Below are 14,907 nucleotides of genomic sequence, written 5' to 3' on the forward strand. Positions count from 1 at the left end.
TCTCCTCTGTCACAGCACCGGCCAGCCCGCCTCGTATTAGATCCGAACCGATCCCGTCAAGGCGCGGGCCGAGGTCAAGCCATGCCGCGCGCAATAGGCTTCGATGCCGGCGATCACCCGCAACGGCGTCGTCGGATCGATGAAATTCGCCGTTCCAACGGCTACGGCGGCGGCTCCGGCGATCATGAACTCGATCGCCTGTTCCGGTCCGCTGATGCCGCCCATCGCCAAGATCGGTATCCGCACCGCCCGGGACGCCTCCCAGACCAGCTTGACCGCTACCGGATGGATTGCCGGTCCGGAGAGGCCGCCGACGGTGTTTGCCAGAACGGGCCGCCGCGTCTCAATGTCGATCACCATCGCGGGGATCGTGTTGATGAGTGACAGCGCATCGGCTCCGGCCTCCTCGGCGGCGCGCGCGAAGACGGCGATGGCGGGCACGTTTGGCGCCAGTTTCGGAATCAGCGGCAACCGCGTTCGCCGCCGCACCGCCGCCACCAGTGCGGCCACGGTGTGCGGGTCCGTTCCAAACGCGTGCCCCCCCTCCTTGACATTTGGACAGGAGACATTCAGCTCGACTCCCGCGACGCCCGGCACGCCGTCGAGTCGCGCCGCCACCTCGGCATACTCCTCTTCGCTCGTCCCCCACACATTGACAATGACCGGCACATCCGCCCGATGCAGGAACGGGAGATAGTCCCGAATCAAACCATCGACGCCGGGGCCTTGAAGTCCGATGGCATTGACCATGCCACCCGGCACTTCAACATGCCGCGGCAACGGGTTGCCAGGCCAGGGCTGCAGGCGCACACCCTTCACCGTCACCGCACCCAGTCGGCTCACATCGACCAGGCCCGCATATTCGCAGCCATAGCCGAAGGTTCCGGATGCGACGGCCACGGGATTCTTCATCAGGATGCCGCCCAGGTTCACCTGCATATCGATATTGTTCACCACACGATCTCCCGCGCTTCGAACACCGGGCCGTCGTGACAGACGCGTCCGATCCATTCGGCACCGTCGGCCCGGCGCAGCCGCTGCACGCAAGCCAAACACGCGCCGACGCCGCACACCATGTGCTTGTCCAGCGAAAGCCAGGCGCGCACGCCTGCAGCCACCGCCCGCTCGCCGACCGCCCGCAGCATGCCGTCCGGACCGCAGGCGTAAATCTCAGTCGACGCCTCCGGCGACGTGGCGAGGCAGGCGTCCAGCAGATCGGTGACCAGCCCGCGTTCACCGCGTGATCCGTCTTGAGTGGCCACCCGCACGTCCCACGCCAGATCCGCAAAATCGCAGGCGCAGAGAATGTCCTCCGCGCGGCGCGCCCCGACCAGCAGCACGCCGCGCCGGCCCAGCCGCCGCGCCAGAAAGCTCAGCGGCGCGACGCCGTAACCGCCGGCCACCAGAATGGGCACGCGCCCGCCGCAATCCAAGGGAAACCCGTTTCCCAGAGGGCCGATCACCGATACCGTGTCGCCCGCCGCCAGACGCGCCAGTTGCTCGGTGCCCCGGCCGACGGTTTTGTAGATCAGCGCGAGCACGCCCTGATCCGCGCCGTAAATGCTAAACGGCCGGCGCAACGCGGCCTCGCTCAGGCCGGTCACGCGCACATGGACAAACTGCCCCGGTCGTGCGGTCGCGGTCACCTCAGGTGCCTTCAGGAGCAACATGAAATAGTCGGACGAAAGACTGTGTTGCTCGATCACCCGTGCCATGCAATCGACCATGGACGTCTCCTTTTACATGCGTCATTTCGGCGATTGGGCGCCGTTACCCGTTGACGGACTGGGTGTGGATGCCACCGGGGGCGGTGTCAGATCCCGGAGGGCCGCCACATATTCCTGTCTCGACAGAAGTTGGCGCATCTCGGCATTTACCGCCGCAGCCAATTCCATCTCACCGGCCCGCGTCAGCGTCTTTTTCCACTCGTCAAGCTTGGATGTATGGCCATCAAACAGCTTGCGCACCGCCTGAGACCGCCGTTTCCCGATCTCCTGCAAGTGCTGGATATTCCGCATTTGCAGCGCCAGAAGGGGTGCCGGGCCGATGACGGCGTGGGCCTCTGTCAGCCGCCGATCGATCAGCAACCGCTCGTGTTCCGTGTTGGCGCTTTCCCAACCGAAGTAATCACCCTCTTTCTGGCATTTCGACATGAGCGCCTTCAGCGCCTCACTATACTGTTCGGGCCACTGGGCGCGCTGGGTCTCGTATTCCTGCTCGATTTCGGTCAGTTTGGCGTCGAGCGCCTGGCGCCTCGCCTGCAACTCGTTCAAGCCGGTCGCGCTCGGCGCCCCGCCGACCACCTTGGGCGCGACATCCGAGGCGCCGTCGGGAAGCTTGGCCAGCTCCGCCTCGGCCTCCAGCAGATCGGCGCTGCCTCGCTCCCGCTTGATCGCCGCATTGATGACCGCCGCGATTTCCAACCGGCCCTCGCGGGTGTGACTGCGCAGCAGATCATTCAAATCGTTGGTGTACTTCCGTGAAAGCGCAATGCGCTTGCGCTCGCGGCCGATTTTTTGTTCGTTGAGCATCCGGCGGTACTTCTCCCGAAGCGTATCCAAATCGTCAAACTCGGTCGTCGGCGCGGAGCCGATCTGCCGGGTGTTCTGGAACTCCTGAATTTCGGCCTGTGTCGCGATCACGCCATCATAATCCCCGGCCACCTGCCGACGTTCAATCAAAGCGACGAGTTCGCGCCGGTAGGCGTCGGGCCAGGCGGCATCAAACTGCCGCTGCTCGACGGCCAGTTCCTCCCGTTGCTGCATGAACACACGCTGCAGGTTGAGCAGTTCGGGCAGCTCAGCGGGCGGAGGGAAAGCGTCTGGCTGGCCGCCTGCAGGGATGGTTTCCTCTTCAAACCTCGTGACGCCCCACCACCGGGCATAGCCGCGCAGCGCCGGGCTGAACACGCCCTGCGTGTGCAGCGTCAGGGCGACACCGTACACGCGCCGCAGGCCGCTCGATGGCTTCCCGTCGCTGAACGAGAAGGCGGGCGCGAGGCTGAGCACATAGGCCAGAACAAGCGCCAGCAGGGATGCCGCGCCACGCACAATCCAGAGCGACCAGCGTTGCGTCCGGATTCGGCGCAGCAGGGCCTGGCAGGCGGCATCCCCGGGGGCAACCGATTCCAGCAGCTCCAGGCAAATGCGCTCCGCAGTGCCCCACTCGCCACTCTTGATGAATAGTTGCGCACGGGATAAATCGCGCCGCACGGTCTGTTCCGCCAGCCGGCGCTCGTCATCGCCAAACGCCAGCGTGTCACCGGAAAGTTCTCGGTACTCGCGGATGAACGTCTGCGCCCGCTCGTAATTCTCGGCCTTCAGCTCGATTGGAATCAGTTCCTTCAGACGCTCACGCTGGGTGATCGCCCGCTCGGACTGCTCGCGCAGATCGTGAATGGCCTTGACCAGATGGCGGCCCGCGGGCCCGGCCGGCTCAAAGACATGCGCGCGGCCGGCAAACGCCACCGCCCGCTCGTATTGGTGCCGCTCGACGGCGGAACGCATGCGTTCCAGCAGGTGCTTGACCGATTCGTACGCGCGGGAATCGGCGCCGCAGGTGCCGCAATACTGGACGCCAACAAAGGAATCGGCCCCGCATTCGGTGCAGGGTTCGCCTCCGTCCCAGCCGCACTCCGCGCAATAGCGGATGGTCAGGGGATTAACCGTGTCGCACCATTTGCACCGCCAGGTCGTCTTGACGGTCGGCGTTTCGATCCGGGTCTTGGTTTGAACGGCATGCAGCGCCTCCGTGAACGCCGCAGCCGATGGCCACCGTTGTTCTCGATCCGTCGCCAGAGCCTTGACCAGCACTTCGCGCAGCACCAGGGGGATGTCTTGCTCGCGAAAATAGCGGGGGTTCTGACCCGTGATGGTGAAGTAAAGGATTGCACCCAGGCCATAGACATCAGAACGCTCGTCCGTGAGGCTCGCGTCCTGCTCTTGCTCCGGCGAGCCGTAGCCCATCGACAACAGCTTCTCGCCCGGGACCGTGAGCTTGTTTTCTTCAATGCGCAACAGTCGCGCCAGGCCGAAGTCGACGATCTTGGGTTCGCCGCTCTTGTCGAGCAGGATGTTGCTGGGCTTGAGATCACGGTGGATGACGCCATTCTCGTGCGCATAGGCAACGGTCCGGCCAATCTTAACCAGCAGGCTGATGGCGTCAGCCACCGTGAGCTGGCCATTGCGGGTGATATGCTGATCCAGCGTGAGCGGCAACGACGGCAGGCGAGCGTCTCCCTGCGTCACTTCATCAGGCGCACGCAGCGTCAGGCCGTCGGGTCCCGCGACATATTCCATCACAATGTACGGGCCGTCGGCATCCTCGCCCAGGGCGTACATATGGACGATGTGGATATGATTGAGTGCCGCAACCGCGCGCGCCTCGAGAAGAAACCGCTGGTGCAGACTCGGTATGCTCTGGGCCTGCCTGTTGAGCCGTTTGATCGCCACATAGCGCCCCAGCCGCCGATCGCGAGCCAGATAGACAACCCCCATCCCGCCATCGCCGATCCGGCTGACCACCGCATACTGGCTGAACAGGGAGTCCCCGCCCGCCAACTGCGCCTCGGGGCTCTTGTCCGAAACAATACGCACGGTCCGCATGCCGCCCTCGCGCGCCTCGCTGCCCGGCGGATGATTCCCGGCGAGTTGCATCCGCACGGTTTCGTTCTGGGGCACGCCCGGCGACTGTTCGTTCGGTTCATTCATAACCGTCCACAGGATACCCGTTCAGTCCCTCCACCGTCAAGCCGCATGCCGCATCAGGCATCCGTTCGGGGTGCGATTCATCGGTGTTGAATGCACACAGGCGTCAGAAGCGGAGCGTCACGCATCGCGGGCGCGCGGCGCAAAGGCCCGCGCCACACGGCGTTCCAGCCGCACGAGCGGACTGGGTTGGATGGTGATGGCGTGCGCCGGACAGACCTCGTGGCAGCAGCAGCACCCGATGCATGCGGGGCCGTTCAATTCCGGCAGACCGCCCACCCTCAGGGCAATGGCGCGCACGGGGCAGGCCGTGACGCATTTTCCGCAGCGCACGCACGCCGAGCCGAACGCCGGGCGGAACCAAATGAGCGTTCCGACCCGTCGCACCAGCCATTCGGGCAAGAGGTTCAACATCAGTCGCGAGGCGTTGCGCGGCAGACGGAAGTGCGCCACATCCGGACACTCGCCGTACCGCACGCGAGCGGTGTAGTCGGGCGCATGCGACAGCCCGGCCAGATAGGGGACCTGCCCAGGATCGATTCGAAGCACATCGCAGAGCGCGAGATCGAGCGCAAAGGGGTCGGTCGAGGCGGCGAGAAAGTTCAACGGCACCGGCGTGCCCGATGAGGGCCCGTCACCTTCCATGGCCAACACGCCGTCGGCAATGGTGAGCGAGGCCGGCATCGCACGGCAGACCGCACGTACCAGACCTCCGAATCGTGCCGTTCGGGCATGGGTTTTATGCAGCTCGGTTTTCAGATGGCCGGGAATGACACCGTAGAAATTCTTGACGGCTGCGGTGAGAACGGTCAGGCTGTGGCTCTTGACCTTCGGCAGATTGACGATGAGATCGGCATGCAGGGCGAGGTTGCTGACCGCAAACGTGTAGCCGTCACGGGAGAGCGTCGTCAGCGGCGCAGCCTCCATGCAAAGCAGGGGGACCCCCTCTTCGGCGCAGACGGCCTGCATGCCGGTGACACGCCAGACCTGCTCCACCCGCGTGACAAAAGCCGGACTGTCGGCCACCACGACCACGGCACCAGCGCCCTTGAGCCGCCGAATCACCTGTCGCACCAGCTCGGGATGGGTGGTGACGGCAGCCTCGGGAGGCCGGTCCGTCAGCAGGTTGGGCTTGACGAGCACCCGACAGCCGGAGCTCACGAAGGCCGACATGCCGCCCAACGGCGCGAGTAGCCGATCCAATGCGGCCGCAAGCATGTCGGGATCATATCCGTTGCAGCGCGCAAACGCGACACCCCTGGAAAGGCTGTGATCCCGGGCGTTGGCAACCGGGGAAGATTGGGTCGGCAAGAGGTTGTCCATCTACAAACCCCCTGACCGTCCGGCGCTGGCGTCGCCCGACCAACAACAGCCTGACAGTCTTCTTTTCCTACCCGCTAGACGGACGGCTTGGTCTTGCGCAAACCGAGACCGCGGTCGCCCGCTTTCCACTGGCCGCGCTCCTTGAGCACGTTGACGCGCTCGAAACGCTTGAGGACGTTGCGCTTGACGGTGATCTTCCCTGAACCTCTGAGACTCGTATGCTGGCTCATCGCTCTGCTTTCTCCTTAAAACCTCGATCGGTTGTGAACGCCGTGTATGATACCACCCTTTTGGCAATTGGCAATCGCAAAGATACGGAAATGGTTTATCCAACCGCCTTGCGCGCGACAGGCACGGCCAACGCGCCGAGCGTGACCCGTTTCCAGCGCGGCAGCGCCAGCAGGTGTTCGAGCAGCACGGCGCAGGCGCAGGCGTCGTAACCGGCATCGTGTGCCTGGCCCTGCGGGGACACCTCGCGCAGCCGCCCCTCCAGCCCCAAGCCACCGATCACGGCCTCGAGCCCGTAGTCGGGCAGACCCGGATAGGCCAGCCGGGTCAGCGCCAGCGTATCGATCCAGGGGCCCAACGGATGCAGCGGCGCGGCGCGGCGCAGGACGGTCCGCTCCGTGCCGACATTGTGCGCCGCCAATGGCCGCCCCGCCAGCCACGCTTCGGTCAAACTGAACCACTGCTCGGCCAGCGGGGGGGCACACGCCAACGCCTCACGCAGGTGCGCATGGCGTCCCGGCGCGTGCGCGTTGAACGGCCTGCCCGCAGCGATCCTCAGCAACAGGCTCACGCGGCTTGATTCAACCACCCGGCCGCCGCGCACCCTGACCAGGCCGATCTGCCAGGGCTCGACCGGCCAGCCGGGAACGGAACCGGTGGTTTCAAAATCGAGCGCCGTGATCTCGGCCTCGACAGCCGGCATGTCCTGCCATACTCCCATGGTCGCGGGCCCGCCCCGTGCTCCCGCCCGATCAATCGCGCGTCTTGTTCTTGGCCTCGTTGACCCGCATCTTGCGGCCCATGACATCCTTGTCATGCAGCCCCTTGACTGCAGCTTCGGCCTCGGACCGCACCGGCATCTCGACAAACCCGAAACCCTTGGACTTCTTATTGTAGCGGTTCTCGATGATACGCGCCGATTTGACGGTGCCGTATTTCTCGAAGGCCTGGCGCAACTGAGCCTCGGTCATGTCATAGCTCAGGTTGCCGACATAGATCTCCACGCAGGAGCCGTTCCCGCCGCTCGCGCGGCCGCTGCGCCCCCGTCCACCGCCACGCTTCCTGCCGCGCGCGATGACGCTGCCGATCAGGACGGCCAGCAGGATGATCGTCAGGGCGATTCCTCCATATTGAACCACGGGCCTTTGGAGAAAGTCCGAAATATCGCAACCGGGGACCTCGCATACTTGCACAGTGTCTTGCACAACCAACCTCCTCAACGGGCCTTTCCGGCCCTGATTCTGTTACTAAACTCCGGATGCTTCAACCGGAAGCGCGCACGGCAACACAAGCCTCTCACAAACAGGAGCACGGCCTGCTGGGCGGGCCGGCAAACAGGCCGGTCCGCCATCTCCGCGTCAGCGCGTCTCCAGAAAACCTTCCAGTTTACGCAACCGTGTGGGATGACGCAGCTTGCGCAACGCTTTGGCCTCGATCTGCCGGATGCGCTCGCGCGTCACGTTGAACTGCTTGCCCACCTCTTCCAGTGTCCGCGAATAGCCGTCGGTCAATCCGAAACGAAAATCCAGAACCTGCTTTTCGCGGTCGGACAGCGTGGTAAGCACCTCCTGAAGGCGTTCCTTCAGCATGCTGTAGGCGGTCATCTCCGATGGATTTTCCGCCGACTTGTCTTCGATGAAATCCCCGAAATGGGCATCGTCGCCGTCACCCACGGGGCTTTGCAGCGAAATGGGCTGCTGGGCCATGCGGTAGACCGCGCGCACGCGATCAACGGGAATCGCCATCTCTTCGGCGGCCTCTTCCGGCGTGGGCTCGCGCCCCAGCTCCTGCACGAGCTTCTTCTGCACGCGCAACAGCTTGTTGATCGTCTCGATCATGTGGACCGGGATGCGAATCGTTCGCGCCTGATCCGCGATCGCCCGCGTCGCCGCCTGCCGGATCCACCACGTGGCATACGTGCTGAACTTGTAGCCGCGGCGGTACTCGAATTTCTCCACGGCCTTCATCAACCCCGTGTTCCCCTCCTGGATCAGATCCAGAAAAGAGAGCCCGCGGTTCATGTACTTCTTCACGATGCTGATGACCAGCCGCAGGTTGGCCTCCACCATTTCGGTGCGCGCCTTCTGCCCCAGGCGCATCGCATCGCGAAGCTGCTCGAAGCGCGGCATGAACACGTCGGCGGCCATGCCGAACTCCTGCTCCATCATCCGCATCCGCCCCGCGCCCTCAACCAGCGCGATGTCGCGTTTCTTCGTCACCCGCTGCTTGTTGAGCTTCTGCTGCTCGTTCAACAGCGCCCGGTAAGGCTTGTATATCTTTTCATCGGCCTCGATGCACAGGCTCTCGACGATCTTTTGCTTGAAGCTGAGCTCGACAAAAACCTTCTGCAGCGCCTGCCGGGCCTTTTCCAGCGTCTTGACGGCGTGTTTGCGCTTCGTTCCGGAATCCCCGGCCGCCTCGACACTCTTGTGCGCCTGAATGATCTTGCCTTTGACCACATGGAGCGTTTTTTTGAGCTTGTGGATCCCCTCCATGTAGACATCCCGGCTGTCAGCGAACTTGTCGGTCACCACGCGGTCAAACCGCTCCGTGCCGTTCTCCAGCCGGTCGATCAACTCCAGATAGAGCCTCGCCGTAAAGGCGAATTCGTTGAACATCTCCCGGATCGCCACTTCCGAGAATTCGATCCGCTTGCAGATGTCAACCTCCTGCTCGCGCGTCAGCAGCGGCACCTGACCCATCTGATGCAGGTACATCCGGATCGGATCGTCGAAGAAGTCCAGGCGGCTTCCCCGGCTGCGCTGCGCCTCCAGATCATGCTCGCTGCGGAATTTTTCCACCTCGGCCGCATCGATGATGTCGATCTCCATCCCCCGGAGAATAGCCAGGTACGACTCGATGTCGGTGTCTTTGATGACCGATTCCGGCAACAACTCGTTCACGTCCTCAAATGTGAGATAGCCCTGCGCCTCGGCGCGCTTGATCAGCGTCTTGATCCGCTCGTTGCGGTCTTCGCGCTTGGCACGCAGCGCGGCCCGGTCAGGGTCCATCACGATCTCATTCTCAACCACGTCGAACTCGATGTGATTGTGCCCGGAATACTCGTCGCCCTCCGTCACTAAACCGTCATCATGTTCGTGGCCGTGGTCGTGATCATGATCCAGCCCGGCCCCATCCACGGCATCCACATCAAAGTCATCGCCGATGCTGGCGATCACCGCAAGATCGTGCTCATCGGTGGCGTCGGCGAGCCCGTCCTCCAACACGTCTGTTGCAACGGCCTCGGCGCCCTGTAAACCGACAGCCTTGCGCTCCGGGGCCAGTGACCGGCCTCCCGGCGCGGGTTTCACCGCTTTCGGGGCAGAGCCCTTCGCGTGATGCCCCCCAGCGGCAGCCACCGGCGCGGCTTTTGCGCCTTTCGGGGCAGAGCCCCTGGCGTGATGCCCGGCGGGACCAGTCACCGGCGCGGGCTTGGGGCTTTTTGCTTTTTTCCCGGCGCTTTTGTCGTTGGCTGCTCGCTGAACAGCCGGAACCTGTTTTGAGGTCTTTGGGGAAGCCGCTTGTCCACTTGTTGTCGCGCGTTTCTTTTTGGCCGTTGCCATGCTTGATCCCTTTTCCCGGAATGCGTCACCCGCATCCCCGCCCGTTTAATGAATAGTCCCCGGTGCAACCCCGCGTGTCACAGCTCACCCCGAGCCAAGCCCAGCGTCGGGTTCGTCGTCCCCGACATGCGCGCGACCTCCACGTTCCCGCCAACAAACACCACGTGGCCGCACGCTACGCCGGCATACCGGTGAATAAAACCGATCGTCTCGTACGGCGCGATACCCGTGCCGGTGTTGGCCGGCCCTTCCGCGTCCAGACAGGGGTCCCCACCGTTGGGAACCCACGGTGTCGTCCGGACGCCACTGGCGGGCACCGGGATCTCGGCGAACAGCATCGTCCGGCTCATGTTGACGCTCTGCAGCCCATCGCCGCTGACCCGCTTGTTCATCGCGTAGCTGCGGACGGCGTCTTCCCATATATTCAAAGATCTCAACATCGCTTCCGCCTTCTGCTTAAAGCGGGGACAGATATAGACCGACAGATCGCTCAACCCGCCATCCGCCCACAGCGTGCCGTCCTTGATGCCGCGCGTCCCCTTGGCGCCGTACCAGGGCGGCTGTTCCATCTGGCCGGCCTGGCTGTTCGCGTTCGGCCAGGTCGGCCGCGGCGCGGTGGCGCTGGTCGATGGCACCCAAGTCACCCAGCCCTTGACTTCATTGTAGGGCAACGCGGCATTCAGGTTTTCGCTCTCGTATCCGTAGGCTTGGCGAATGCCGCCCCCCTCGACGGCCAGGGCCTGAATGCCATTGGCCAAATTTCTGAGATTGGCCTTGCACCGGGTCGCGTAGCCGGCCTCGCGCGCCTGCTTGACCGCGTTCAGGACGATGGTGGCAAGAATCGCAATGATGGCAATCACCACCAGCATCTCAACCAGGGTGAACCCGATCCACGTGTCACGCTTCATAGCCATCGCCTCCCTTCCGCTCCGGAACGGGATCTGTGCACAATTCATCCATCCGGGCATTATGCCATACACCTCGCTGCAGAGGCAACTGGAATTTTGGGCCGTGGAAGGCCATGGAAGGGGTGCTAGAGCTCGGGAAGCCGATCGGGGTCGGCCGCAACGGGAGGCGGCTGCTGCTTGCCGCCACCCACGGAATACAGATGCCGGCCCGGCACTCCGGGATAGCCCTCCGGTCCCATCGGGAAGTCGAGGGTCTCGCTGTTCCACTGGAAGTAGACCGGGGCGTCTGTGTGGCAGATAAGCTCCAGCTTGATCGCGTACAGCTTGCCGGCCACCAGGGTGATCGAACCCCCGGTCTTGAAGGTTCCGCCATCGTCCAGCAGCCGGCCGTCGACCCACATCTTTCCGCCGCTCCGGCCGTTGTGCACGCTGAAGGTGAAGGTCTCGCTGTAAGGGGCCAGAAACGTGCCGGTCCAGCGCACGCTGTAGGGTGCCGATACGCCCTTCGGTCGCATATCGCCACGCAGCACCGGATCGGTCCGGAGGGCTGCCAGCCGGGTGAATGTCGCATCGTTGAAGTATTCGCCATCCAGGCCGGTTCCAGGCGGGTTATCCACGATCATCAACGGGGCTTCTCGCGACAGGACGACGCCAGCCGGATTGCTGACCTCCACCGTGAACCTCGCGCCGTTGTCGGCCGCCGCTGCAGGCGGCATGAGGCAGTCGCGATCAGTCTTCCCTTCAAGAAGCTTGCCGTTCCGAAACCAACGATACGAGAGGAACGCGCCGGTCGCATGCGTCCCGAATTTCACGGCCTGCCCGGCAAACGCCGCCGCGTCGGACGGCTGCCGCACAAAGGCCGGGGGCGTCACGGCAGTAACGGTCACTTCGCTGGCGACGGCGCCGCCCTTGCCGTCGCTGACTGTCATGCGCAGGACATGGGTTCCGACCGCGCTGAACGTCACCGCGCTCTCCGCCGCATCCGGCGCGGCAAAGGTCACCGGGCCTGCGCCAAAGGCCAGGCTCCAGCGGTAAGCGATCGGATCGCCGTCCGGGTCACGCGCTGCGCCCCGGACCTTCGTCCCGGCCAGCGGAGCCACCGGTGCGTCGGCCTGTGCCGCGGCGACGATCTCCGGTGCGCGGTTGCCGTCCGGGACGGCGGCGGGGGGGATGCGCTCGCCGCGTTCGAACACCGCCAGGATCCTCGCGGGGGCGTCGATGGATACGGGCGTGCGGGCGGAGGATGGATCAGCGAAGGTCACGGGGCCCCGGGTGGCGACCCATCGGACGAACCGGAAGCCGGGGGCGGCCGTCGCCGTGAGCGGAACCGACGTTCCCCGGGTTACTGGCGTGATCCCCAGCGGCGATACCGACGCGCCGCCAAAACCGGCATAGGCCGTAAGCGTGACATTGGTTTCACCGGCATCGCGCCACACATCCGCATTCACGGAGATGCCCCGGTAGCCGGGAGCGGACAATGCGAACTCCACACGCGGGGGAGGTGCCCCGGTCGCCCCGGTGCCGACGCAGGCCAGGGTGACGGGGCGCCAGACGTCCCAGTCATTGTCGGCGAATGCAAGGGTTTTGCCAGCCAGGATCGTGATGGCCCCGCCAGGCTGGGACTGGGGCTTGGAGACGGGCGTCGTCGTGACCAACACGGGCTGGCCGGCCGGCGGCGGCGACGAGAGCCGGACCAGGAAATAGGCCGCGCCCGTTCCGGGGACGGAGAGGGACTGGCTGCTGACCCGGATCGTGCTGGCCGGCCTCACCACCCCGACGTGCGCCGCAGTGAGGCCGGGCGCGGTCAACGCGATCAGTGCGCTGGCGTCACCCGCGTCGTCACCCCGGGCCGCGTCCAGAGTCACCGTCTGCCACGCGCTCCAGTCTGCCGGGGAGAACATGAGACGCGCTCCAGACGCGACCGCGATGCGGGTGTCGCCGGCGACGCGCGCGACGGCGACGGTCACGGCGGAAGCGGGCAGCGACGAGAGCCTCACCCGCAGCGGCGTCGGCACGCCCTCGGGAACGGAGGCCCAGAGGTATTCGGGGACGATGGCAACAGCATTCCGGGTGGCGAAAAGTCCCTGGCTGTTGTTGTGGTAGCTGCCGGTCGGCGAGGTTTCCAGCCGGATCGCCCGAACCTGATACACGGCCTCGGCGGGCGGGGCGGGGTCGGTCCACGTCGTGCCGGGCACCGGCTCGTCCGTCAGGCGGACGAAGCGGCCGCCCGGCGCCGGTGCGCGATAGACGTGATATCCCTGGAAGCCAGCCGTGCCGGCTTCGGGCGACGCATCCCACGAGAGGACTCCTCCCGCGAGGGTCAACCCCGTTGGCGGCGCCAGGATGCTCAGCCGCAACGTCGGGTCGCCGAGCAGGCCGCGAAAGATGCGGTCATAGGTGTTGCCGTTCGCGCCCGACGGGTAGAGCGCCCCGTTGGCCATGGCGAGCCGTTCGCAGGTTCCGATCGTCTCGCCCATGGACATCCAATGGAGATGGCGGTCGGGCACACCGCAAAACCAGGTCAGCCCCGCGCCGCCGTTGGCCAGATACGCGCGCCCCACGGCCAGGCGCCCGTCATCGGCGCCCTCGTCGTAGTTGATGGTACCGCTGCCCCAGCATCCGGTGAACACGTATTCGGGTGCGCGCGCGGAGAGTTTTTCGCCCAGCGCGTGGCTGTTGAAGGCCAATCCCTCCTGGTAGCGCCACAGGCTGGGAGCCAGGAACTCACCGTTCCACTGGCCGTCCAGCCCCTCGACGCGCGCGGCGTTGCGGTGGAACAGCGTCTTGAGCGTAAAGGCCGTCCTGCAGCCGACGAGGCCGCCCGCCGCGACGCCGCCGACCGGCTGATAGGCCGTGCGGCGGTGACGGTAGGCGTGGAGCTTGTTCAGGTAGCGCCGCAGCAGTTCGGTCTCCGGCAGGCCGAAGAAAGGCATGCCCGACAAATCCACCCGCCCCACGGCGAGTGTGACGCTCGAGGCATCGAACAGGCTCTGGTCGTAGACCCCATCACCTGCGGTATTTCGGGCGCCATAATCCTGCGTGTCTGTCCAGGTCACGTCCGGCAGGGCGTAGTAGGTGTCGGCCGGCCGCGGTGTATGTCCGTGCCCATCGGGAGAGAGCCAGCCGGAGTAGGGGATCGGGACGCGCCCAAGGATAAAGACGGCACGGAGCGTATCGGGTTCGGCGTTGAACGCCTCGCGGATGACCGCCTTGACCGCCTCGACCTCCGCGCGCGTGCCCGGGGCGCTGATGGTGGCCTGGCGCGTGACCGCGCGGCGCAGAACGGTCCAGCCGTCTCCGATCAGGTCCTGCTCAAGCCGTGCGATCTCGCCGGCCAGCGGCGCGGCCATCGTGGCATCAACCAGCAGCAGCACCGCGCCGCGGGCATCGGCCGGCGGCAGACGGATTCCAGAGTACACGTGTCCCGTCGCCGGAAAGCGTCCGCCCGCCGACGGCGGATTGTTGACCGTCTGAATCCGGTATTCATAGCCCACGCCCACGGCAACATCGTCATCGTCAAACCGGACGGCGTCACCCGGAAGCGTCGCGACACTCGCGCCCCAGGACCCGGCCTCCATCGGCTTCCGGTAAACCGTGAAGCCGCCGGAGTCGCTGAGGGACGGCCAGTCCAGGCTGATCTGCGGCGGCGCGTCCCGCACCGTCGCCAGCACGGTGATGATCTCGCGCTCGGCGGGAGTCAGCGCCCGCGCCGGCTGGGGGCCCGCCAAAAGCACCAGTGCCGCCGCAAGACAGAACAACACCCGGCTCGCGCCCATCCCGCCGCAGTGACGGATAAGCGCTCGCTTATTGATGGACACGGGCGTGCGCCCGCAGGCAGCGAGGCCAAGCCGGCGAGCCCTGACGGCGCGTGAAGCAAGTAACGTATTCACGCTGTGAAGCATGCCAGAAACCGGCGAACATGTCCAGAAGGGGTGTTGCGTGGAGTGGACAACCGCGCGGGAATCTGCTTTACTACGGGCCTTGTTTGGCGGGAGGGTGTGCACGAGCAACGTGAGGTCCGTTGGCCCCCCGGCTCAGATTGGAGATGCCCTATGTCCGCGATGCTTGACCCGCTGACCGCCCTCAGCCCGCTGGACGGCCGCTACGCAGCCAAGACGGCCGCGCTGAGGCCGATCTTCTCGGAGTTCGGCCTGATCGCCCGCCGTGTGCGCGTCGAGA

General features: G+C 65.2%; 10 protein-coding genes. All 10 read right to left on the reverse strand.

Annotation, left to right across the window (positions count from 1 at the left end; all coding sequences use genetic code 11):
* Positions 1–36: 36 nt before the first annotated feature.
* Entirely contained in the window at positions 37–1,011 is a 975-nt protein-coding gene (locus tag FJ222_04745; GenBank protein MBM4163731.1) for a dihydroorotate dehydrogenase, read from the reverse strand.
* A complete protein-coding gene (locus FJ222_04750) occupies positions 951–1,727 on the reverse strand; it encodes a dihydroorotate dehydrogenase electron transfer subunit (GenBank protein MBM4163732.1) in 777 nt (258 codons plus the stop codon). The genes FJ222_04745 and FJ222_04750 overlap by 61 nt, the downstream gene beginning before the upstream one ends.
* 21 nt (positions 1,728–1,748) lie before the next feature.
* Complete coding sequence (locus FJ222_04755) at positions 1,749–4,709, reverse strand: hypothetical protein (protein ID MBM4163733.1); 2,961 nt, start codon at positions 4,707–4,709, stop codon at positions 1,749–1,751.
* A gap of 117 nt (positions 4,710–4,826) precedes the next feature.
* Positions 4,827–6,029: a DUF362 domain-containing protein gene (locus FJ222_04760; protein ID MBM4163734.1), complete on the reverse strand. Its 1,203-nt coding sequence runs from the start codon at positions 6,027–6,029 to the stop codon at positions 4,827–4,829.
* A 74-nt stretch (positions 6,030–6,103) separates the two neighbouring features.
* Positions 6,104–6,259: a small basic protein gene (locus FJ222_04765; protein ID MBM4163735.1), complete on the reverse strand. Its 156-nt coding sequence runs from the start codon at positions 6,257–6,259 to the stop codon at positions 6,104–6,106.
* A 95-nt stretch (positions 6,260–6,354) separates the two neighbouring features.
* On the reverse strand, positions 6,355–7,074 hold the full coding sequence (locus FJ222_04770; protein MBM4163736.1) for a 3'-5' exonuclease: 720 nt from the start codon (positions 7,072–7,074) through the stop codon (positions 6,355–6,357).
* Positions 7,010–7,261, reverse strand: coding sequence for an RNA-binding protein (locus FJ222_04775; GenBank protein ID MBM4163737.1), 252 nt, complete (start codon positions 7,259–7,261; stop codon positions 7,010–7,012). The genes FJ222_04770 and FJ222_04775 overlap by 65 nt, the downstream gene beginning before the upstream one ends.
* A gap of 354 nt (positions 7,262–7,615) precedes the next feature.
* Complete coding sequence (rpoD, locus tag FJ222_04780) at positions 7,616–9,268, reverse strand: RNA polymerase sigma factor RpoD (protein ID MBM4163738.1); 1,653 nt, start codon at positions 9,266–9,268, stop codon at positions 7,616–7,618.
* A gap of 629 nt (positions 9,269–9,897) precedes the next feature.
* Positions 9,898–10,734 (reverse strand): prepilin-type N-terminal cleavage/methylation domain-containing protein, encoded by an 837-nt coding sequence (locus FJ222_04785; protein MBM4163739.1) that lies wholly within the window; start codon positions 10,732–10,734, stop codon positions 9,898–9,900.
* A 119-nt stretch (positions 10,735–10,853) separates the two neighbouring features.
* Positions 10,854–14,546: a PKD domain-containing protein gene (locus FJ222_04790; protein MBM4163740.1), complete on the reverse strand. Its 3,693-nt coding sequence runs from the start codon at positions 14,544–14,546 to the stop codon at positions 10,854–10,856.
* Between the last annotated feature and the right edge of the window lie 361 nt (positions 14,547–14,907).

The organism is Lentisphaerota bacterium (genome assembly GCA_016873675.1).
Lineage (GTDB): Bacteria > Verrucomicrobiota > Kiritimatiellia > RFP12 > JAAYNR01 > VGWG01.

Bases quoted from the DNA above. Each gene is read 5' to 3' on its own strand.
- FJ222_04755 (MBM4163733.1), bottom strand. From the start codon at position 4,709: ATGAATGAACCGAACGAACAGTCGCCGGGCGTGCCCCAGAACGAAACC.
- FJ222_04765 (MBM4163735.1), bottom strand. From the start codon at position 6,259: ATGAGCCAGCATACGAGTCTCAGAGGTTCAGGGAAGATCACCGTCAAG.
- FJ222_04760 (MBM4163734.1), bottom strand. From the start codon at position 6,029: ATGGACAACCTCTTGCCGACCCAATCTTCCCCGGTTGCCAACGCCCGG.
- rpoD (MBM4163738.1), bottom strand. From the start codon at position 9,268: ATGGACCCTGACCGGGCCGCGCTGCGTGCCAAGCGCGAAGACCGCAAC.
- FJ222_04745 (MBM4163731.1), bottom strand. From the start codon at position 1,011: ATGGATCGGACGCGTCTGTCACGACGGCCCGGTGTTCGAAGCGCGGGA.
- FJ222_04770 (MBM4163736.1), bottom strand. From the start codon at position 7,074: ATGACAAGGATGTCATGGGCCGCAAGATGCGGGTCAACGAGGCCAAGA.
- FJ222_04785 (MBM4163739.1), bottom strand. From the start codon at position 10,734: ATGGCTATGAAGCGTGACACGTGGATCGGGTTCACCCTGGTTGAGATG.
- FJ222_04750 (MBM4163732.1), bottom strand. From the start codon at position 1,727: ATGGTCGATTGCATGGCACGGGTGATCGAGCAACACAGTCTTTCGTCC.